Raw genomic sequence first — 21265 nt, forward strand, 5'->3', positions numbered from 1 at the left:
CCTTCTATCACCGATAAACTTCACCATCGATGCGGTCCGTTGATTTCTGGTCCCGGGGAGCGGAGCGGATGATTTCCTATTCCCGGAAAGCGCGCTCAATCTGATCTGTGAGTGGTTTCACTAAGTAGGAGATGACCGTGCGATCACCAGTAAGCAAGAACGCTTCTACTGGCATGCCGGGCTTGAGGCTTTCCGGTTTGAAGGAGCCACGCTGACCTTTATCGAGCTTGATTCTCACGCTGTAGAAGGACAACCCATTTCGCTCGTCTTCGACCAGGTCCGGTGAAACGGTTAGTACATGCCCCCCGATTTCGGGCGTGATCCGCTGGTTGAAGGCCGACAGACGCAGATGGACTGGCTGGCCGGGCTCGACTTGGTCGATGTCTTGAGGCGCGATGCGCGCTTCCACCGCCAACTCGTCGGCAATGGGGACGATTTTCATGATCGACTCGCCCGCGGCAACAACGCCTCCTACCGTGTGGATCGCAAGTTGATGTACGCGTCCGGCCTGAGGCGCACGAATGTCGGTTTGCCTCAGAAGCTGATCTGCGGCGATCTTCCGTTCTTCCAACTCCGCGATTTGGGCCTCCGTATCGCGAAGTTCTTTTGCGACGTCGCCGCGCCAATTCTCCTGAACCTGAATGACGGCTATTTCGGTTTCGCTAATCTTGCCCTTGGCCTCGGCGATCGCAGCGATCAGCTGGCCGCGGCCTCCCAGGAGCTGCGCTTCCTGGCGCTCCAACTCCAGCACTCGTGAGTGCTGGACAAGCTTTTTCTCCCACAGGCCCTTCACGCTGCTGAGTTCGTCGCGGACCAGACCAAGCTCCTGCTCCTTAGCCTCCCGTTGAGCCTCGAGTCCCGCTATCTCCTTTGTGAGCTGGCCAATCCGCTCCCGGCGTTGCTCGATCTCTGCTTGATAGGCCGCGCGGCGCAGTGCGAACAATTTCCGTTCCCCTTGGAGGACCTGCGCCACGTGGGCGGCGGAGGAGCGCCTCACAATATCCTGGGGAAAGAGGATCGCTTCAGCACCCTCGCGCTCTGCAGTCAGGCGCGCTTGTCGGGCCGAGAGTTCGTCCAGGCTCTTAGTAATGACGGCAAGGTTAGCGCGAGTGACCGTGTCATCGAGGCGAACCAAGATATCACCTGCCTTAACCTCGTCGCCATCACGCACGTTGATTGCGCCCACAACGCCGCCGCTTAGATGTTGCACCGCCTTCACGTTGGATTCAACCGCGATATGTCCCGGGGCGATCACGGCACCTGACAACCCCGTCGTCGCGGCCCATGCGCCAAGCCCGCCAAACAGCATTGCCACCATCGCCGCGCCGAAGACGATGTGCCTGCGCAGGGAAATATCGTTCTGTGTGGGCGCGGATACACCCTTCGCAGGAGCGTGGGCCGCAGGCAATGTCGGCCGACCAATTCTGCCCTTAGCACCTGCTGTCAAATGGCTTTTGTCCGTAGTCAACAGATTAGCGACGCCATGCGCACGCTGAGCCCAGTCGCGAATACTTATCATCCGGACGCCCTTTCCCCCGCGGGAACCGCTCGAATTGATCTCTCGGGCGCCAGCCGCGTCTGCTCCCGCAAAATCATATCCCGGGGTCCGAAAGCTTTCTGGCGGCCGGACTGAAGAACGAGCAAGAAATCGACAGCCGCCAGCGCGCTCGGTCGATGGGCAATTATGATGACCACGCCTTTGCGGCGTTTCACGGCAAGGATCGCCTGGGTCAGTGCATGCTCCCCATTGGCATCGAGGTTCGAGTTCGGTTCGTCCAGAACCACGAGGAAGGGATCACCATACAGCGCGCGAGCCAGTCCGATGCGCTGCCGCTGGCCTGCTGAGAGCGATGCTCCGCCTTCGCCGATGTCAGTCTGATATCCGCCAGGCAAGAGCAGGATCGTCTCGTGCATGCCCGCGGCCTTGGCCGCCGCGATGATGGCCGCTGGATCCGGCGTGGGATCAAAGCGAGCGATGTTTTGAGCGATCGTGCCTCCAAATAGCTCGACATCTTGTGGTAGATACCCGACATGCCGCCCCAGCGCGTCAACCGGCCACTGCCCGATCGCGGCCCCGTCGAGGCGAATCTTGCCATACGCTGTCTGCCAGACGCCGACGATCGCCCGCGCCAAGGACGACTTACCCGAAGCACTCGGACCGACGATGCCGAGCGCGGAGCCCGCGGTGAGCGAAAATGCAATATCCTGGGCGACAAATCGGCGCTCGCCCGGAGGAATGACGCCGACACCTTCCACCGAGAGTTCGGATTGCGGCGGCGGTAGCTGCAATGCATCCCCGGCGGGAGGAAACAGCGCAAAAAGCTCGTCCAGCCGGCGCCAGCTTTGTCTGGCGGCAAGAAATCTTTTCGAATGCGCGATAGCTTGTTCAACGGGCGCCAGGGCCCGCGCCGTAAGAATAGAACTCGCGATGATGATACCGCCACTGGCCTCCTGGCGGATCACCAAGAACGCGCCGGTCGCTAGCACGAGCGACTGCAGCATCATCCTGAGGCCACGTGAAAGCGCCCCGAAGGAGCCGGTGATATCGCTGGCCCGTATTTGCGCCTGCCTGTAGTTCGTGCTTGCATCGTTCCACAGCGCGGCAAGATTGGATCGCATCCCCATCGCTTCAATGACTTCGGCGTTACGCATGCTTGCCAGTGCAACGTTGTTGCGTGCCTGAGCATAGCTCGACATTTCAGTCGCTGGACGGCGGACCGTTTTTTCCGTGACTACGGTCACTGCCAAAAGCAGGATCGCACCGATCAACGCTGCCGCGCCCAGCCAAGGATGGAAAGCGAAGCAAAGCGCGAGATAGAGCGGCATCCACGGCAGGTCGAAGAGAGCGGCGGGACCGCCGCTCGACAGGAATCCGGAAATTTGGTCGAGGTCCCGCACTGGCTGTAGGCCTTCGCCCGAGTTGCCCCTTATCAGGGGCAACCTCGACATCACACGATAGGTCGCTTCGTTCAGGCGCTCATCTAGTCCGCTGCCAATACGTGCCAGCACGCGGCCGCGTATGGCGTCGAGCGCGCCCTGAAAACCGTAAATTATTAAAATCAGGAAGATCAGTGCGACAAGTGTCGGCACGCTGCGGCTGGGCAGAACTCTGTCATAGACCTGCAGCATAAAGACCGAGCCGGATAGCGTCAGCACGTTGAGAAGACCGCTGAAGGCCGCCACCACGAGAAAAGCCCGTCGAAATCGCCGCAGACAGGCAGCTAACTCGGACTTCGCCCCTGACGTGCGGAGCATTCCTAAACCGGATTGTGACATTTCCGTCCCCTCAAACAACTGCATGTGTGAGCCCGCGATGCGGGCCTTCAACACTACTGGCGCTTGGTTAGTTTTCTAATCGGCCAGCGGCACGCATAATCCCCTGCCTGACCTTCGCCACCCGTGCGAAGGCTAGCCGCAGATACTCGAGCGTTTAGCCGTGGAGTCACTCACAGCAACGGCGTATTCTCCTCCAGAAACCAAATGAATCTGGAGGAGAAGTTCCACCGTCCCCATTGGCTGGGAGTCTAGAGCACGAGGTCACCCGAGGTCAGGTTGACCTCGCCGTGAAGCCAGAGCGTGAACTCAGCCTGAACGTCGGTGTCTACGTTCCCGCTCACAACGGTTGTGTCGGAACCGGCATCGTAGGACACCTTAAGCTGGCCGGGAGCGTCGCTGAAGTCGCCCTGGATCAGATGGAAGGCCTGGTCGCCCGTCAGCTCCCTGTTTGCGTCGATTGCTGACAGTTTGATCTTGTCGCCGGCGGCGAAATCCATGATCGTGTCGATGCCGCCGTTCTCGCGCGAGTCGCCGAGGCGCTCCATGAGGAAGGTGTCGTTCCCGCTGCCGCCCCATAGCTTGTCGACGCCATCATTCCCCCTGATGACATCGTTTCCGGCGGACCCTTTCACGACATCGTTCCCATTGCCGGCGTCGATGATGTTGTCCAGCTCGTTGCCGATGATGGTCTCACCGTCGCTGGCCCCCTTAAAGCTCACGCCGCTGAACGAAGCAGGCTCGGCAGCGAGCGGGGGCTGTTCGGCTACCGGCGGATGGTCGGCTACCGGCTGCTCGGTGGCAGGTGAATCGGGGGTAGTGCCTTCTTCACCGCTGTGTCGCTCGATCCACTCGGTTTTGGCCTCCTGCCAATAGTCGCGCGCCGCCTGGCCCTGCAGGACCGTCCACCCTTCGGGAGGCATCGGGTAGTCGTCCGGGAGCGGTTTGTCCGACAGATTCAGGAAGACGTTGCCTTTGGACTCGACGGTGTTGTTCCAAGCGTCTTGCATGCTGCGGTAGCTGTGGTGCTCAACGTCCTCGATGGCAAAGACCGTGTTGATGAAGCGCAGGTTCGGTGTGAGCTCGCCGTCCGTGGCAGAGTCGGTCTTGATCATCGAGGAGTGCGTCATCTCACCCTCGTAAAGGAAAGATTGCATCCGCATCAGCACGCCATCCAGCGTGACAGTGTTGTTATGACCGTCGACAGGGCTTGACGACGATGGGTCTACGCTGATGCCACCGAACACCCCGTCAAAAAGGCTGTCACGGATAGTGCCCGTCTGGAGTCGGTCGTTCTCGACCGCGTCGTCGCGGGCGTTGGTGACCCAGACGTCCTCGATGAGGAAGTTAGGGCTGTCCCAGGATACGCGGACAGCGTCCCACGTATTCGTGATATGCCAGTCGCGGATCACGACATCTGGCGTGCCCTCTGTCCTGACGCCAGCCGAGTTGCCGTCGTTGTAGACGTCACGCCAATCACCGGTCATGTCGACTTTGCCGTTGATCGTGCCGCCATCAAGTATCGCACCCGGCGAGTCGTAGACCATAAAGGGGTACGGGCTGCCGTCGCTCCCATCGTTGTCTTGTGTCCAGGATGCATTCTCGGCATCGATCAGAGTTCCCGCAGCAAGGCCCGAAGCCTTGTAAGGTGTGGAGCCGTAGTCTCCGGTCAGCGTAATTGTAGTCACGATGAAAGTTCTCCAGTTTCCCTCTTTCCCCAGGAGTGATTGGGGAGGCAATACACGGCTGTGATTTGCAGCCGCGCAGTTCGTATATTAGCGGAGTATGGCGAACCTGCGGCGTTTCCGATCACCTTGGTGGCACTCGCGGGATCATGACGCACGTCGCACGTCCCGGGTCCGGCGCAAAGGCATGATAGTGCACGACGTTCGCCTTCGGTTCGTTGGCCAGCGGTGCATCCACGACCGGCGCAGCGGTCGGCAATTCGGCGAAGCGCTCGTCGTCGCTGTTTGGGCACGAGCCCCAATCAGGCCACAATTCTCCACCTTTGCGGAATGTCGCCATAGGGAAAGCCTCGATCACCATCGCCGTGATCGGTCACATTCCAGGCATGGACATCAATAATTGGGCTGCGTTCTCGGAGTGTTTCCCACTCCGACTTGAGCGCCTTTCCAAGCCGGCAATCCGGAAAGAGAGCGCCTCGATCCGTTCAAGGTAAATGCGTTGGTCTCCACGGCGTCGACATCCTCGATGATCTGCTTCAGCGAAGCCAGGTTCGTCAGCGCCACTTCCAGTTTTGCACAACAGGCCCGCCAAGGCCGTGCCACTTGCCTCGGACCGCGGTCAGAAAGTCAAGTAACCCATGTGGCTGCGGCAATAGCCCTAAAGGCAAATTGAAGCGTGCAGGCCAGGAGAACACAATGCCATAGGACTGAGTTGATGTTGCTCGCACTGGCCATCGGGGTCGGAATGACAGCTCTGGTGGACCCCGCTGGTGCAGTTTTGATCCTGCTACCGCACAGCGGTCCGCGGATGATCGCTGCCCCTCGTATGTCGGTCGCAGCTTCCGAGTTCGTCGAAAACTAGCAATGGAAGGCTTAAGGCAAGTAAAATGTGCGGGATCGTCGGGATTGTCGGGCACTCGCCCGTTGCGCCACTTATCGTGGACGCTCTCAAGCGGCTGGAATATCGCGGCTACGATTCTGCCGGTGTCGCCACTGTTGAGGGCGGGCAGCTCGCCCGCCGACGTGCGGAAGGCAAACTGGTCAACCTCGAGCGCCGGTTGCAGGCCGAACCACTGGGCGGCACGATCGGCATCGGGCACACGCGCTGGGCCACGCACGGCGTCCCGAACGAGACCAATGCCCATCCGCATTTTTCTAGGGATGTGGCGATTGTACACAATGGCATCATCGAGAATTTCGCGGAACTGCGCGCGGAACTGATCGCAGATGGTTTCGAATTCGCTTCGGAAACCGATACCGAAGTTGTCGCCCATCTGATCTCGCGCGAACTGGCGCGCGGCACGAAACCGGTCGGGGCCGCACACAATGCATTGAAGCGGCTCGAGGGCGCCTTCGCGCTGGCAATCATGTTCCGTGGAGACGAGGATCTGATCATCGGGGCGCGCAACGGGCCCCCGCTTGCGGTGGGCCACGGCGAAGGCGAGATGTATCTGGGCTCCGACGCCATCGCGCTCGCGCCCTTCACCGATTCTATCACCTATCTGGAGGATGGAGACTGGGCTGTCGTGCAGCGTGGCGGCTTGCAGATATTCGACATCAGCGGCACGCCGGTCGAACGTAAGCGGCAGCGGTCGATCGGCTCCTCCTTCCTGGTCGACAAGGGCAATTACCGGCATTTCATGGAGAAGGAAATCCATGAACAGCCGGAGGTGATCTCGCATACCCTTGCGCATTATCTCGACTTCGCCCAGGGAAAGGCCAAGCCGGTCGATCTGCCATTCGATTTCGCGAAGCTCGACCGTATGGCGGTTTCGGCCTGCGGCACCGCTTATCTTGCCGGCCTGATCGGGAAATACTGGTTCGAACGCCTGGGGCGGTTGCCGATCGATATCGATATCGCATCCGAGTTCCGCTATCGGGAAATGCCGCTGTCGAAGTCGAGTGCAGCCCTGTTCATCTCGCAGTCCGGCGAGACTGCCGACACGTTGGCATCGCTACGCTATTGCCGCAGCGCCGGCATTCCGATCAGCGCAATCGTCAATGTCCGTGAATCGACGATCGCGCGCGAATCTGACTGCATTTTCCCGACGCTTGCCGGGCCGGAGATCGGCGTCGCCTCGACCAAGGCCTTTACCTGCCAGCTTTCAGTGCTTGCAGCGCTCGCGGTACGTGCGGCCGCAGTGCGGGGGACCATCGGCGGGGAAAACGAAAAGCGGCTCATCCGCCAGTTGTCGGAAGCGCCGCGTTTCGCCAGCCAGGTGCTCAAGCTCGGAGAGCAGATCGAGAAGGTCGCGCGCGAACTCACGCAGGTGCGGCATGTGCTGTATCTGGGGCGCGACACCAATTATCCGCTCGCCATGGAAGGCGCGCTCAAGCTCAAGGAGATTTCATATATCCATGGCGAAGGCTATGCCGCGGGCGAACTGAAACACGGCCCCATCGCGTTGGTCGATGAAACCATGCCTGTCATCGTCATCGCGCCGCATGACCGGATTTTCGAGAAGACTGTCTCCAACATGCAGGAGGTCGCAGCCCGCGGCGGCAGGATCATTCTGATCACCGACCGGAAGGGGGCCACGCAGGCAAGCCTGAAGACGATGGAAACGATCATCCTGCCCGACATGCCGGAGATCATAGCGCCGATCATCTACGCCCTGCCGATCCAAATGCTGGCCTATCATACCGCCGTGCACATGGGCACCGACGTTGATCAGCCGCGCAATCTGGCAAAATCCGTCACAGTGGAATAGCTCTCGCGCAGGACCGAGAGCCGGTGGGCGGGGCTGCTTATCGGACGCGCTCATATGGAATACGATGCCACCAGGCACGCAGTGCAATGCGTATCCAGCCGCTCCAAGATTGACCTGCCCGATGGGATTGAGGTCCGGGCTGTAGGGCGGCAGGAAGAAGAGGCGTGCCTCCTTGACGGCGCGGCGCACGGCTTATCCCTTGTGGCTGCCGAGATTGTCGAGGATTACGATGTCGCCCTTGGCGAGCGTGGGCACGAGGACTTTCTGGACATAGAGGGTGAAGAACTCGCCGTTGATCGGCCCGTCGACGACCCAAGGCGCATCGATACGGTCGCTGCGCAAAGCAGCGATGAAGGTCATGGTTTTCCAGTGGCCGTGCGGGACCGGTGCAGCGAGCCGCCGGCCGCGCGGCGCCCAGCCCCGCAGTGGCGCCATATTCGTCTTGATGATTTCATCGAGAAAGACCAGCCGACAGGCTTCGGAGCCGAGGGGATAGCTTTGTTGGCATCATTGGCAAAATCCTCCTTCAAATGACTTCTGAAACAGGATCCGGCGCGACAAACCGCTCAATCTACTGGTCCCGGAAAGCCCGCATCATCTGATCCGTCAACGGCTTCATCAGATACGAGAGCACCTTGCGCTCACCGGTCTGGATGAAAACCTCGACCGGCATGCCGGGAACGAGCGCTAGCTGGCCGAGTCTCTGCAATCCCTCCGGAACCGGGGTGATGCGCACCACGTAATAACTCTCGTTGGTGCGCTGATCCCGCGTGATGTCGGCGGCGACCCTGGAGACCACTCCGATAAGCTCAGGCGTGCTGCGCAGATTAAAGGCGGTGAACCGAAGCAGGGCTGCTTGGCCAACCAGAAGCTGGTCGATGTCTTGCGGAGCCACCTTTGCCTCGACCGTGAGGGCGTCAGCATCAGGGACAATCAGCATGATCGGTTCCCCGGCACCAATGACACCGCCGACGGTGTGCACAATCGACTGATGAACGGTACCGCTCGCAGGAGCACGAATATTGATGCGCGCCAGCTGATCTTCGGCCGTGACGTTTCGCTCCTCGAACTCGGCTATCTTGGCGTCGACCTCGCGCAATTCGCGTCCCGTTTCGCTCGAGAATTCCTTATCCAGTTGCAGGACCTGGAGCTCCACTTCCGCGATCGCTCCCTTTGTCTGCGCAATGCTCGAAACAAGCTGGGCTCGTTCGCCTTCGATCCGCGTAGCTTCGCGTTCATAAGCCGTCAGCTTGGATATCGGCACCAGCTTCTGTTCAAAGAGGCTGCGAACCCCGTCGAGCTCATTGTTGACCAGCTCGATCTCCCTAGCCTTGGCCACTTCCTGGGCCGAATGGCCTTCGATCTGCTTGCGGTACTGTTCCATCCTTTCGTGAAGTCGTGCCTTGTTGCCGGATCGCGCGATCCGGCGAAGTTCGAACAGTCGCTTTTCGCCGGCAACCAGCGCCGCCACCTCGGGAACGCCCATCCGGCTCGCAAGCAATGGAGCGAGCGTCATCTCTTCGCCGCCATCGCGCTCGGCCTCGAGACGGGATTTGCGGGCGTAAAGCTCGTCCAGGCTCTTGGTCACGAACGCGAGATTGGCACGGGGAACAACGTCGCTAAGCCGGACCACAACATCGCCGGCATTTACGTGGTTGCCGTCACGCACGAAGATCTCGCCGACGATACCTCCGGTGGAGTGTTGCACCTTCTTCTCATTATCCTCGACGACCACCGCGCCATGCGCGATGACCGCGCCCGAAATGTCCACGGTTGCGGCCCAGCCGCCGACGATGCCGGCGAGCAGGGTGATGAACGTCACCCCTCCCATGAGATTGCGTCGAATGGACCGCCGGTTGCAGTGCGTCGACCGAGTATCTGCCATCTTTGCGCCTGCCTCTTCTCGAGCGCTGTCAATTCGGCCGTTTCGGCGAGATCGAAACGGGCTTCGGGTTGGCGTTGTTGGCCGGCTGCAATGGCAAGAGTTTTGCCAGGACCCGTTCTCGCGGCCCGATCATGTGCATCTGTCCTTCCTTCATCGCCAGAACGAAGTCCAACTCAGAGAGGATGTTCGGTCGATGCGTCACGATCACGACAATCCCGGCGCGGGCCTTGACCCCCCGGATCGCCTCGGCAAGCGCCATTTCGCCTTCAACGTCGAGATTGGAATTCGGCTCGTCGAGGACAACGAGGAACGGGTTCCCGTGGAGCGCGCGCGCGAGCGCCACACGCTGACGCTGTCCCGCCGACAAAGCGGCGCCGCCTTCCCCGATCTGGGTCTCGTAACCGTTGGGCAGGCTGACGATCAGATCATGGACGCCCGCCGCTCGGGCGGCGGCAACGACGACGCCAGGGTCCGGGTACGGGTCGAAGCGGGCAATATTGTCCGCCACCGTCCCCGCAAAAAGCTCGACATCCTGGGGCAGATAGCCCACGTGTCTGCCGAGTTGTTCCGATGGCCACTGATCGAGCGCCGCGCCATCCAGCTTTACCCGCCCCGCCAGGGGCCGCCATGCGCCGACCAGCGCGCGAACGAGGCTCGACTTGCCGGAGCCGCTTGGTCCTATGACGCCGATCCCCGAGCCGGCATCCAGATTGAACTCGATGCCCTGGACAACAACCCGCTGCGTCCCTGGCGCGCCGATCACGAGCCGGTCCACGGTCAAGCTCGATCTCGGTGCCGGAAGCGCCATTGGCTGCACGTCCTGGGGCAGGCGGGCGAGCAGTTGCCCGAGCCTGCGCCAGCTCTGGCGTGCACCCACGAAATTGCGCCAATGGGAGATGGCAAGGTCGATAGGGGCAAGCGCCCTGCCGACCAGGATCGAACCTGCAATGATGATCCCGGCGGTCGCCTCGCCATGGATCACGAGCCAGGCACCTACGCCTAGCATTGCGGACTGCAGCATCAGCCGCAATGCGCGCGAAGCGCTACCCAGGCCGCCCGTGACATCGCTGACACGCTGCTGCTGGGCGAGGCACTGGCGACTTGCGTCCCGCCATTGGTCATGGAGGCGCCTCCCCATCCCCATCGCCGCGAGGACCTCCGCATTGCGGCGACTCGCCTCGGCGAGGATATTGCGGCGGGCGCCCGTCAAGACCGCCGCGCTCGCTGGCCTGCGCGTGAGTATCTCGGTGGTCGCTGTGAGGAGAACCAGTATGATTGCGCCGCAAATGGCGGTTATCCCGAGAACCGGATGGAAACTCCAGATGATTGCCAGATAGAAGGGGAGCCACGGCAGTTCGAAGAACGCATTGGGTCCCGGCCCCGAGAGAAAGGAGCGGATGCTGTCGATATCGCGCTGCGGCTGCAGCCCGTCGCCCTGATAGCCGACCAAGAGGGGCAGCCTGGTTATCGCGGTGAAAACACGTCCGGAGACCGCCTCGTCCAGTTCGGTGCCGATGCGGGCCATGATGCGACCACGCACGAGGTCGATGATGGCCTGCCCGACGAAGAGAATGCCGGCCAGTATTGCCAGGCCGACCAGCGTCGGAACGCTGCGGCTCGGCAACACGCGGTCATAAACCTGCAGCATAAAAAGCGCACCGTTCAGCATGAGGATGTTGCTCACGCCACTGAACGCCGCAACACCGGCGAGCGCTCCCTTGCAGGAGCCAAGCGCGCTGGCCAGTTCCGAGCCCGCTGCCGGATTACCGGCAAGGGAAATGGGCCGCGCAGCAGCCGATGGCTGTGGCGAGGGTCCCGTCCGCTTCCGCCGTGCCGGCCCGAATAACAGCAACAGGCCGAGACTTCCGATCATCAGCCAGAACGGGAGCCCGTCCGCTGCGCTCTGCAGGTCTTGAAACAACAAAGGATCGGGCAGGTACCCCGTCAGGGCCGCAAGCGCGCTACCGCCGGGATCGCCGATTTGATGAGGCAACAGCAGAGCCAAAGGTCCGACCTGCGCGAGAGCGATGAAGATCAGAACCATACCGGCAGTCTGCCACTTTGTGAGGCTGCGTCGACGACGGCTATAGCGCGGCCTTTTCCGGCGCCATCCGGCTCGCAACAGCGCCGATCCACCGGGCTCTGCGAGGCGAGGCTCCGCGCGCAGATGGCCCGCCAGAACCACCAGTGCGGTTCCGACAAACATCGTCAAAGCCGGAGGGATGAGATCCAAGATGCCGAGCTCCGCGCCCCCGGGTTCGACACCGTCGGGAAGATAGATCCCCAAGGGCTCCGACAGCGCCTTGACTGCAACGAGAAGATCAAGAAACCGCGATTGGACGAACCAGGCAAATCCAAACAGCAGCAAGACAAAGCCCACGCCCGTGCCGAGCCGGGCGATTCGCCGCACCTGTTTATCTCCCTTGTCTTTTGCGGGCATCGCGCATGAAAATTTGGACCGGATCGGTGGCATCGAAATGATCGCCCATCAAAGCAGCAAGTATTTCGACAAAGAGCGCGAAGAGGACGTTCGAATAGACCTCAGACCTGCTGCATGGCCGCGCCTTACCTGCGCGCTGCAACACGCCAAAGTATTCTCCTCGGAACCGCCGCGAAGCAGTCGGGTCAACACATGCACGATCTTCATTTGCGAATACCTCCACTAACCTGTGTGCCTGAGACGACGCCTCGACCGGGAGCCCGCGGGTCGAAAAAGGAAGGTCCGGATTTCAAGAATGCGCTGCAGCCCGGCTTTGCAGGGGATCATTTTCGTCCCTGAAAAGGCTAGATCGATGAGCGCGCGCGCTGCATCTCATGAGGCGTCTTTGCGAAGCGGCGAAGCCTTCTACAAGGACAACCAGATCTCCTTGAAAAGCTCCCGCTTGACACTCTCAGCGCTGGCGCTGGCGTCGATGGTCCTGATGTCGTTGTCCAAGGCCCGCAGTTCGGCCATGAGTGCCAGCCGCGCGTCGAACCCCTCCCTGGTAATTTCTCCGGGCTTTCGCGCCTCGGAAACCGAATAATCGGAGACGAGATGCAGCGTCAGATGCGGCCTGCAAGAATCCATCCGCTCGTATAGCTTCTTTTCAAGCCGCGCCAGCATGCCCACGCCAGGCGCGGATGAGAGATTTGGCGGTATCATCGGCCCGTCCAGATATCCGTGCCGAAGCTTCTGTGGCCAGCGGTCGCTGATAACGATCATGCCGCGCATTGCCCATCGATGCGCACGGTTCACAACGGCGTACCGTTCGATTGCGATCAGAACTCCCCAGAGCGCCAAACCGACCGATAGTATCCTTCCCATTGCGCGGCTTTCCCGGCCCTCGGTCCGGATCATCGCCTTGAGCTCGCGCCGGCGGTAAAAAGCCAGGCGCTGCAGCCCCTTGCGCAACCGCCATCCTCTTCCCTCGCCGGTGCCGACATAAACCTGGGCGCAGCCGAACTTCCATCGAAATATCCGTGTCAGCAGGCTGACCTGCGTGCTCTTTCCCAGTCCGTCCGGAGCGACGAGCGCCACCACGACCCCACCGGCCCAGGGCCACCGTTTTGGCGGTACGGCGCCGGGCATGACGCGACCTGCGAGCCTCAGGGCGAGATAGGAGGCCTTGCGCACGAAATGAACCGCAGCATCCGCGATACCGCTGGCTCTCGAGAAGCCGCATCTCTGCCGGAGCGAAAGCCTCAGTCTTGCAAGGTCGCCGCTGTGCACCAGAATACCGTCCTCGCTCGGCCGAATCCTGCAGCTGACGCTTCTGCCACGGCCAAATTTGTATTCAATGATGTAGGAATTCGGTTCGCCGGGGGCGGGGGACAGGCGCGCAAGTTGCTCCTTGCGACTGCCACGTATCGCCACCCAACGTTTCCACGGAAGCGTCCACAGACGGAACGCGAAGCGGGCGATCGATATCCGAACCTCGTCCTCAGGGGAGACGACGGGGATGGAAATCCCCCCAACGAATACATGCTCCCACCGCCCGACCGCCGCATGATCGAAAGCCAGGTAGCGCTTGCGAAACTCCCAGCCGACACGAATTCCGACGTGGAGGTCGAGATGGAGATAGGCACCGCATGAAAAATCGGCAACGAACCAATCCTCTCTGCCGGCGCAAACATTGTCGTAGCAAGAGAGGCTTACCCCGCGGCGACCATGCAACTCAGCCATTATCGAACAGAACATCGGGTAGTCCTGCTTATCGAGGAGCACATCCAGATCGTCGCAGCCGGCGACCGCCTCAGGCAGGCTCGCGAGATCCTGGATAATCCCGTATCTCACCCCTGCCTCATCCAGGGCGCGAAACAAGGTTGCCGCCACTGGAAACGCGGCAGCCGTATCGGCTGCGTGCAACGGCGCGATTGCGTCCGAGCCAGCTAGGTCCATGCCTGGTACGTCATTCTGCTTGTCCGCCGCATCCACGGTCAGATTCCGGCGCCCAGCGATTACCTGATGTGGGTTCATATCGTGCTCCCGGGCCGCTTGCCGACCATGGCGCGCGCCGTGTTCGAAGGAGTGACGGTAATGTGCTTGTCCGGGCGGGCTTCGCTTCGCGATCTCTGCATGAAGCGCATGTGTGGCCATTTTGCCAAGGGGACGTCTACTGCGGATTTCTTCGCAAGCTGCCGCACTTAGGGTGAGTCGTGTGACTGCGCCCCCACACCAATAGAAACTATACCAAACAAGAACAATACTCTACATTAACATTCATGTTATAAGCAATTGATCTCTATCAATATACATAGGAACGGATCTATTCATAACATCAATAAGTATTCTTACTGCTCCAGACCGTCCAACATAATCCAAAGTACCAAGCTGGTCCGCAAATGGCCCATTCGTGACCCGTATCTTCTGCCCTGGCTCCAAAAGACTCTTCGGGTGCAGGAACCCCTCGTCATCGGTTGCTGACAGGAGGGTCTCAATGACGCCGAATGGAACCGGAATCGGCGCGCAATCTGTCATGACGAGCTTGCGAACGCCCACGGTGGAATTGATTGGCGACCACCTTTGCTCGCGAATATCGAATGATACGAACAGGTAACCTTCAAAATATGCGGAACAAACCGGTCTGATTTTGCGCGCATGCCGGACAGTTCGCCGTCTTTTCGGCAAATAGGTTCGGAAGTTTTGAGACGACAGGTGTCGTTCGGCCAGGACTTCGCAGTGCTGGTGCGTCTGAACCACATACCAACGTGCACTACGCGCATCCTGGCTGTCCAGCGGTTCCGCTACCGAACTTTCCATTTTTAGCATACTCAACCCTCTGAATGCAGATGGGCCGCCACAAGCAAATTAAATCAACAATTTTGCATGGCCGCGCTCATGCCCGTGAACCATCCATGTTCCGCCACCCGTTGTCGCGAACATCCATGAACATTGCACACCGAGGCGCCAGCCACCCGAGAATGTATCAGGTTCGCGGACCTGCGTGCCATCAGCACTAGAGCGTAACAGGCTGGGAGCAAGTGATTAGCAGATAGATACTTTTTGCCGATCAACCCTGCAAAAAGGCGCAGGCGCATACCACCGTAGTGGAGCGAGCTTACGACGGATTAGACGGATCGGCCCGCTGATTACAGACTTTCAAATGTGCTATTTCTCAAGCGGATTACCGGCTTTGTGAGGCCGAGTTGGGGTGCACCATGATTTTTGCCCCTCTGGCGCGGCTGCCGGCAGAGTGAAGACACGGGGTGCGGTCGGCAATTATGACGCGGGAAGGCACGGAGGAGGCCACGACGATGACCTTACTAGAAGCGAATGAAGCAGCTGTCGTGCAAGTTTCCCCTGATGGCGTGGCGGCGGGCCTCGTGACCCAGGCCCGGCTCGTGCGCATCCGTGGGCAGAACATCCTGTTCAGCCCAACCCAGCGCGCCATCTTCGCCCTTAACGACACGGCCGCCGACATCTGGCGCTCGTTGCAGGAAGGCGCTTCACCGGATGCTATCCCGCGCAGGATCATGCGCGGTCACGTTGATGCCCTCGATGCGAAAGAATACGTTCAAACCGCGCTAAGGGATTGGGAGCGCCTGGGCCTGATCCGGCCACACGCACCATCGGCCTCCGCTTCGCTTCACAAGCATGTGGTCCAAACGCTGGCCGTGGCGGACCGTCGCATCCGGATTGTCTATCCAGCGACCCATGCCTTTCCGGCAATCACCGTCTTCAGGCACCTCGAAGTCCAGCCGGAGGCCACCGACACTCTCCTGGAACTGGTCGAGCACGGGGATCGGATCCACGTGTTCCGGAATAGTGACTGGCTTCGGACCTGCTCCCCCGAGGAGATCCCCACCGTGCTGAAGGGGGAATTGCTGTCCGAAGCGCTCGAGCATGGCATCTATGAACTTGCACTCCACGCAGCCGCCCTCTCCTCAGGCGAACGCCTGATCCTGCTCTGCGGCGATCCCGGTGCAGGCAAGACGACGCTGACATTGGCCCTGGCCCAATCGGGCTTCGGCTTCGTCTCGGACGATGTGACCCTTTTGAACTGCGGCGGGCTTGGCATCGGACTTCCCTTCGCCGCCGGCGTCAAGCCCGGCGCATGGCCTCTTCTTGCCGGATACTATCCCGAGCTCGCTGCAGCACCGATCTTCAGGCGCCCCGATGGCAAGCGAGTGCGCTACATCGTGCCGAAACACTTTTCGCCGGTGTCGCAGGCCCCCCGAGCCATAGGCTGGGTGATCCTGCTTAACCGCGACCGCGGCTCCCGTCCCAGTCTGGATCCGGTCGATGCGGTCGGTGCGTTGCGCGGCTTGCTCAACGGTGCGTTTGCGCCCGGCCGAGATCTCGGCAGCACCGCCTTCGAAATGCTGACACAGGTTATTGGATCGGCCAGGACCTGCTCCCTCACCTATTCCTCGCTGGAAGATGCGTTGGAATTGATCCGGGGAGCTTGCCGGTGATGCGTGCCGACACCGCTCTTGACGCCCTGGTCTCCGGCCTTCAGGGGCACCTCGTCGCCGATGTCGACTGGCAAGCCTTGATCGCACTGGCGAACCACACGCTGCTCACGCCCGCCCTATTCTCCTCGCTCGCCCAATCGGGCCAGATCGAGCGGCTGCCAGGCGACGTGCGCGATTATCTTGCCTTTATCGATGACTGCAATCGGAACCGGAACCTGAGCTTGAGGGCACAGTTGATCGAGACCGTCGCCGCGTTCAACAGCCGAGGGATCGTTCCGATTCTGCTCAAGGGAGCCGTTCCGCTCTTTGTTTCCCCGCCCGGCCGGTTGCCCAGCAGGATGACGAGCGATCTCGATATCGCCGTGGAAGCGGGCGAGGAGGCTGCCGCCAAGGCCTGCCTCGAAGAGCTTGGCTATCGTGAGGTGCCGGACGTTCGTGGCATGGCGCGTCCGCAGGATGCGGGCATCCTGGAACTCCGGCGGTATCGGCCGGACGGATTCGGATGCCCCCAGCCCGTCCAACGGGATGGCCTTCGGGTGAAGATTCCTTCCCTTGAGGCCCGCGCAATGCACTGGATCATGCATGACCTCCTCAAGGAAGGAGATTACTGGCGCGGAAGAATCGATCTGCGGCACCTGCACGATCTGGCACAACTCGCCGAAAGCGAACAGTTGGATTGGGCGGCGCTGCGCACGGCAATGCCAAACAAAACCACCCGGAATGCGCTCGACACCCAACTGCTGACCTTGCACCATTTCTTTGGGACGAAGATTCCGGCAGACGCCGCAGGGCGCCCGATGCCCCGCCTCCAGCACTGGAGGCGCATCTATACGGTCAGGCATCCTGTCTCCGGCGCTCCGCTACGCCTCGCCGGCAACCTGGCATGGGGCCTCAGCCGGCTCACACGTTCCCTTGAGCTGGCGCGTCGCAACCCGATCGAACTGGTGCGTCGCGCAGGCCTCATCCTTTCGAATAAGGGGCTACGCTCAAAGATTTAGGGATCAAATCTAAGGTCTGGATGGTTCCTACACGGACAGGATGTATACTGTTCATGAGTGTTTCCAAAGGAGCCAGGGCAATGGAGAAGAGAAACGACTCAGAAATGATCCCTGAGGGACTGGAAACTGAAGCGCAGGCTCGAAGAGATTTTCTCAAGAAGGCCGGGCGTTTTGCCGTTGTAACACCTCCGGCGATTACCCTCCTCCTTGGTACGAGCCTGAGTTCGCGCGCCATTGCCAAGTCCAGTGGCACACGTCCCGGCTGGGGTTTTGGGGACAAGAACCATACCCACAACGGACCTCCGGGTCTCTGGAAGCGGTTGGGCGGCTGATCGGTGGTCCTTCGCCTCACACTCAGTTTTTGATCATCTTCTTCCACGACTTGGTGTCCACTTATTTTGGTGGACACCTTATGCGTCAGCTTACTCAAGAGAAGACGGCGCGGGGAATTTCGCGCTTGGCGTTGATTTTCCTTGGACGCCGCTCTTTCTGAGCGTGATCTTCCTTTTTCACCCAACGCTCTCGGATAGGTCGCCAGCGGTGGCGGGCTCGTGCTGATCGTCCTGACATTGGCAAACCAGTTGCGTTCCCGGACACCCGCCTCGGCCCATTGGCCGGGAAGCCGAGGCGCCGGGGCAGAATGCCGAGGCGGTTCAGGTTGTCGGAATGCGCGAGGCTGCGGTTTGTGATGGTCTCCCGATTGTCGAAGGAAAAAGGCTATAATATCTCGATAAGCGCCTTTTCGCGCGTCGCCATTTTCAATCCGAAGGCGAGGCTTGATGTTTTCGGCGACGGGCCAGAGCGCGAAAGTCTAGAGAGACTTGGTCAAGAAACTCCGCCTTAATTGAGCCTGGCCAAGGAGCTGCCACGGCACGACATTTTCATCCAGGCATTCGCGCATCAAGGAAGGGTCGCCGGTGTCGATCGTCGAGGCGATGGCCTGCACTTTACCAGTCATCGCCACTGCGATCGGCGGAATTGCCAGCCAGGTCGTCCCTGGGCGGACAGGATACCTTGTCTCCGAGGGCGACGTTGCCGGCATGTCGGTGGCGATGCAGAGATTGGCGTCGGACCCGGCGCTGCGTAAGCAATTGGGAAGCGCAGCCCGCACGCAGGCCGTCGCTTATCATGACTCCACGACGAAGGCGCGGCGCCTTGGCGAGTTAAGCGTCCGCCGGTCGGCAACAGCATGATTGCCGATGTCCGGCGGTGCGAGCTTAGGACAGCGAAATGGCGGCGGCTCGACGAGCAACGGGATCTACGGATTTCGAACAAACCTGCACTGCAACATCCGTGGCGTCGAGAACGGCATAACCGTCTTGGAGCCGGCCCTTATCCAAGACAACTAATTCATAGGTAGTAATTCTTAGGTAGGCGCCGCTAACGGTGGCAGCGATGTTCAGATCTTGCACAGCACGTTGCCAACGAGGTGATGTCTCACGTTCCAGCCTCGGTTCCGTCGATCATGGGAAGCGAGAGCTTGAGAGCTTGGCGCCGCGGTGGCAACAGGAGCGGGTGCGGTGAACCACGGCCGAGAGGTGAGAGTGCTTCCCGGCGCCGATCTTACCCACAAGTGTCTACGCCGCTGCCGATCTCGTGGGGTTCGGCGTTGCGCGCGCTTTCCATTGGTCCCCCGCTGATCGTCTAGGGTAGAAGAGGCGTTCTCTGAAGCGTTCGAGCCCTCGACATGCGAGCTGTCCTTGCGGCAAGGTTTTTACGGCTTGGCTGAGGGCGCAGCTGGAGCCAGCCGCCTTGCCGCACAAATGGAGAGCTTAATCAATGATACCCGATCGTCGGGCAGCGCTTGCTCACTTCGGGCGAGAAATGGTCACCAAACGCTTTAGCCTGCAATGAGCAGCGGATCTGCAACTCGACATCTACCGCCAATCCTGGCCGACCCGCCGAAACGTAGGCTCAGCGATGCGATGCGCTCGGCCCGTCTTTCACTGATGCTCGAAATCGCGAGCCATGATCCGTTCCGCAAGCGGATAAAGAAAGTCCGGGAGCAGACCATCCTGGCCACCGTCTACTCGGGCAACTGGCCCCCGACCCACGGAGAGTGAAACTCTTGTGCCCTGTTCCAGCCGAATGCACAAACTATTTCAGCGCCGCCTGACCTGCCCCTGAGAATTTCCTCCAGAATGGATTAGGCTGTGGTGACGAATTAACCATTTGGGATTCCGTTTTGGGGGCAGATCAGATTCAACGCTGACTTTTGGAGGTTGGCGATGGATGGTGAGGTTCTCAGGGATGATCAGTGGGAGCGGCTGAAGCCGTTTGCGCCCGGCGGTCGCAAAGGCAGGCGCGGCCCGCGCAGCGACGGGCGCCGGTTCTTCGACTCGGTGTTGTGGCTTGCCCGATCGGGTGCCCGCTGGCGTGACATGCCCGAAGACCGCTTCGGCCCCTATTAGACAGTCAAACGGCGTTATTACCGCTGGATCGAACAGGGTGTGTTCGACCGGAGGTACGGTGCAAAAGGCGGATGATCAGTTGCTGACGCGCGAAGAAGCGCTTCGTCTCTATACGCGAAGCGCCGCATGGATCGGCTTTGCGGAAGAGGATCGCGGTACGCTTTCCGCGGGCAAGCTCGCCGACCTTGCCGTGCTCGACAAACCGCACATGACCATGCCGGTGGGCGAGATCGACACGGTCCGCTCCGTCCTGACCCTGCTCGGCGGCAAGGTCGTGCACGACGCGGACGTCATCAAGGCAGCCAGACCATCACCGCCAGCGGCGGCGGATTATCCGGGGGCAATTAGGATGAATTCGGCAACCACGAATACGGACTACGGTCGAACCGTGGCCCGAACTCTTCGGAGCCGAGAACGATGTGAAGCCTGTCGGCGCGGCAGGCTTCCGCATGTGGCTATCGGCGGAGCGGCACTTGGCCAGTTTTCTAACCCCATTTACGCATTTGTCTAATCCTTGACGGCTGCGTGCACTGTGAGACGCTATGACTTCACGGTTGTAATGCGTGGGGGTATCCAGTGAAATTCTCAAAGGCCAAGAAGAAACATCCCGGAAAGATGCATAAAACAGTTGGTGCGATCGGTCGTTACGACGAAGGCTTCGTCAGCGGCGGACGCGCCACCCCCGGTTTCTCTTACCGGGGAAGATGGCTCAACGAAGGATGCCCGGGCACCTTCGAGACATGGCTGGTCAACAAAGGCGTCATGCCCAAGGTTTAACAGCGACGCCCGGACGGCATTTCCATGGACTGCGCCGTTCGGTGTGGTGCGCCATCTTGCGCCTCAGTTGCGCGCAGCGCTCTGTCACGGAAGCCTTGCAATCCGGCGACACCCGCGTTGCGGAACGTCCTTCGCCGGCGGGAAATCTCGCAGGCACTCTCACGCGCTATGTTGAGTTTTGCGCCGGACGAGCAGCCTTTCCAGCGCTTCGTCGACCAAGGCAGGAATTCGCGTCGGATCGTCCAGATATGCGACTTCGAGCAGGCCAGCAACGACCGCGGGATCATCCGCCGGCAGCTGCGTTGAAGCAAAAACGAGACGGACCGGGTTCGCGGAGTTAACATGCGCATTCGGGATGGAAGGATCGTTGAGAGCCCGCGATACGTGAAGGGATAGAGCCCGCCCTCACCGCCCTTCGGGCATCCTGCGGGGCGGGCGCGCGCGTCCAATTAAGGCGACCTGGGCTTCGGGTGTCCGGCGTAGGCGCATCTGCAGACGAGCGGTCTCAAGCCGCTCCGCGGTGAGATCAGTATCAGGCACACGTTGTGGAGGCTTTCACTGAGCGGACGCTGCAACTTTTGCGCATCGTGCGTGGCCAGGCAAAACGAAAAGTTTTGCATCTCTAATATTC

At 60.5% G+C, this 21265-nt stretch carries 15 protein-coding genes and 2 pseudogenes; 9 read left to right on the forward strand and 8 right to left on the reverse strand.

The features are described from left to right. Nucleotides 1-76: 76 nt before the first annotated feature. The 3 genes from ACN9MO_RS22995 to ACN9MO_RS23005 all read right to left on the reverse strand — a co-directional run bounded on the left by ACN9MO_RS22995 (nucleotide 77) and on the right by ACN9MO_RS23005 (nucleotide 4961). A complete protein-coding gene (locus ACN9MO_RS22995) occupies nucleotides 77-1519 on the reverse strand; it encodes an HlyD family type I secretion periplasmic adaptor subunit (protein WP_113133830.1) in 1443 nt (480 codons plus the stop codon). Next, complete coding sequence (locus ACN9MO_RS23000) at nucleotides 1516-3255, reverse strand: type I secretion system permease/ATPase (RefSeq protein WP_113133829.1); 1740 nt, start codon at nucleotides 3253-3255, stop codon at nucleotides 1516-1518. The genes ACN9MO_RS22995 and ACN9MO_RS23000 overlap by 4 nt, the downstream gene beginning before the upstream one ends. A 269-nt stretch (nucleotides 3256-3524) precedes the next feature. After that, entirely contained in the window at nucleotides 3525-4961 is a 1437-nt protein-coding gene (locus ACN9MO_RS23005; RefSeq protein WP_162733749.1) for a M10 family metallopeptidase C-terminal domain-containing protein, read from the reverse strand. A gap of 884 nt (nucleotides 4962-5845) precedes the next feature. Here ACN9MO_RS23005 and glmS point away from each other — a divergent pair. Next, complete coding sequence (gene glmS / locus ACN9MO_RS23010; protein ID WP_057251173.1) at nucleotides 5846-7669, forward strand: glutamine--fructose-6-phosphate transaminase (isomerizing); 1824 nt, start codon at nucleotides 5846-5848, stop codon at nucleotides 7667-7669. 114 nt (nucleotides 7670-7783) lie between these two features. Here glmS and ACN9MO_RS23015 read toward each other — a convergent pair. From ACN9MO_RS23015 to nusG, 5 genes and pseudogenes are all read right to left on the reverse strand, one after another. After that, nucleotides 7784-8143 (reverse strand): annotated as a pseudogene (locus ACN9MO_RS23015) (transposase); the annotation flags it as partial. A 97-nt stretch (nucleotides 8144-8240) separates the two neighbouring features. Continuing rightward, nucleotides 8241-9554, reverse strand: a complete 1314-nt coding sequence (locus ACN9MO_RS23020; protein WP_057251175.1) for an HlyD family type I secretion periplasmic adaptor subunit — start codon at nucleotides 9552-9554, stop codon at nucleotides 8241-8243. A 28-nt stretch (nucleotides 9555-9582) separates the two neighbouring features. Next, nucleotides 9583-11334 (reverse strand): type I secretion system permease/ATPase, encoded by a 1752-nt coding sequence (locus ACN9MO_RS23025; RefSeq protein ID WP_309239092.1) that lies wholly within the window; start codon nucleotides 11332-11334, stop codon nucleotides 9583-9585. A gap of 1065 nt (nucleotides 11335-12399) precedes the next feature. Next, nucleotides 12400-14010: a hypothetical protein gene (locus tag ACN9MO_RS23030; protein WP_057251176.1), complete on the reverse strand. Its 1611-nt coding sequence runs from the start codon at nucleotides 14008-14010 to the stop codon at nucleotides 12400-12402. Nucleotides 14011-14253: 243 nt separating this feature from the next. Continuing rightward, nucleotides 14254-14802 carry a transcription termination/antitermination NusG family protein gene (nusG, locus tag ACN9MO_RS23035; RefSeq protein ID WP_082615850.1) on the reverse strand — a complete coding sequence of 183 codons (549 nt, stop codon included), beginning with the start codon at nucleotides 14800-14802 and terminating at the stop codon, nucleotides 14254-14256. Nucleotides 14803-15287: 485 nt separating this feature from the next. Here nusG and ACN9MO_RS23040 point away from each other — a divergent pair, with 485 nt between their 5' ends. The 8 genes and pseudogenes from ACN9MO_RS23040 to ACN9MO_RS23075 all read left to right on the forward strand — a co-directional run bounded on the left by ACN9MO_RS23040 (nucleotide 15288) and on the right by ACN9MO_RS23075 (nucleotide 20634). Next, entirely contained in the window at nucleotides 15288-16448 is a 1161-nt protein-coding gene (locus ACN9MO_RS23040; RefSeq protein ID WP_113133840.1) for a PqqD family peptide modification chaperone, read from the forward strand. Continuing rightward, a complete protein-coding gene (locus tag ACN9MO_RS23045; protein WP_113133826.1) occupies nucleotides 16448-17446 on the forward strand; it encodes a nucleotidyltransferase family protein in 999 nt (332 codons plus the stop codon). The genes ACN9MO_RS23040 and ACN9MO_RS23045 overlap by 1 nt, the downstream gene beginning before the upstream one ends. 80 nt (nucleotides 17447-17526) lie before the next feature. Continuing rightward, entirely contained in the window at nucleotides 17527-17778 is a 252-nt protein-coding gene (locus ACN9MO_RS23050) for a hypothetical protein (protein WP_425987914.1), read from the forward strand. 356 nt (nucleotides 17779-18134) lie between these two features. After that, nucleotides 18135-18290: a glycosyltransferase gene (locus ACN9MO_RS23055; protein ID WP_375293107.1), complete on the forward strand. Its 156-nt coding sequence runs from the start codon at nucleotides 18135-18137 to the stop codon at nucleotides 18288-18290. A 55-nt stretch (nucleotides 18291-18345) separates the two neighbouring features. Further along, on the forward strand, nucleotides 18346-18639 hold the full coding sequence (locus ACN9MO_RS23060; protein ID WP_309140582.1) for a glycosyltransferase: 294 nt from the start codon (nucleotides 18346-18348) through the stop codon (nucleotides 18637-18639). A gap of 1035 nt (nucleotides 18640-19674) precedes the next feature. Beyond that, nucleotides 19675-19920 (forward strand): annotated as a pseudogene (locus ACN9MO_RS23065) (transposase); the annotation flags it as partial. Next, nucleotides 19916-20368, forward strand: a complete 453-nt coding sequence (locus tag ACN9MO_RS23070; RefSeq protein WP_057252142.1) for an amidohydrolase family protein — start codon at nucleotides 19916-19918, stop codon at nucleotides 20366-20368. The pseudogene ACN9MO_RS23065 and the gene ACN9MO_RS23070, both read left to right, overlap by 5 nt. A gap of 65 nt (nucleotides 20369-20433) precedes the next feature. Further along, the gene (locus ACN9MO_RS23075; protein WP_143033022.1) at nucleotides 20434-20634 is read left to right on the forward strand and encodes a hypothetical protein; all 201 of its coding nucleotides are present in this window, start codon (nucleotides 20434-20436) and stop codon (nucleotides 20632-20634) included. Nucleotides 20635-21265 lie beyond the last annotated feature (631 nt).

The sequence above is a fragment of the Ensifer sp. R-19 genome (assembly GCF_049905105.1).
Lineage (GTDB): Bacteria > Pseudomonadota > Alphaproteobacteria > Rhizobiales > Rhizobiaceae > Ensifer.

Bases quoted from the DNA above. Each gene is read 5' to 3' on its own strand.
- ACN9MO_RS22995 (WP_113133830.1), bottom strand. From the start codon at position 1,519: ATGATAAGTATTCGCGACTGGGCTCAGCGTGCGCATGGCGTCGCTAAT.
- ACN9MO_RS23000 (WP_113133829.1), bottom strand. From the start codon at position 3,255: ATGCTCCGCACGTCAGGGGCGAAGTCCGAGTTAGCTGCCTGTCTGCGG.
- glmS (WP_057251173.1), top strand. From the start codon at position 5,846: ATGTGCGGGATCGTCGGGATTGTCGGGCACTCGCCCGTTGCGCCACTT.
- ACN9MO_RS23020 (WP_057251175.1), bottom strand. From the start codon at position 9,554: ATGGCAGATACTCGGTCGACGCACTGCAACCGGCGGTCCATTCGACGC.
- ACN9MO_RS23030 (WP_057251176.1), bottom strand. From the start codon at position 14,010: ATGAACCCACATCAGGTAATCGCTGGGCGCCGGAATCTGACCGTGGAT.
- nusG (WP_082615850.1), bottom strand. From the start codon at position 14,802: ATGCTAAAAATGGAAAGTTCGGTAGCGGAACCGCTGGACAGCCAGGAT.
- ACN9MO_RS23040 (WP_113133840.1), top strand. From the start codon at position 15,288: ATGACCTTACTAGAAGCGAATGAAGCAGCTGTCGTGCAAGTTTCCCCT.
- ACN9MO_RS23045 (WP_113133826.1), top strand. From the start codon at position 16,448: ATGCGTGCCGACACCGCTCTTGACGCCCTGGTCTCCGGCCTTCAGGGG.
- ACN9MO_RS23050 (WP_425987914.1), top strand. From the start codon at position 17,527: ATGGAGAAGAGAAACGACTCAGAAATGATCCCTGAGGGACTGGAAACT.
- ACN9MO_RS23055 (WP_375293107.1), top strand. From the start codon at position 18,135: ATGGTCTCCCGATTGTCGAAGGAAAAAGGCTATAATATCTCGATAAGC.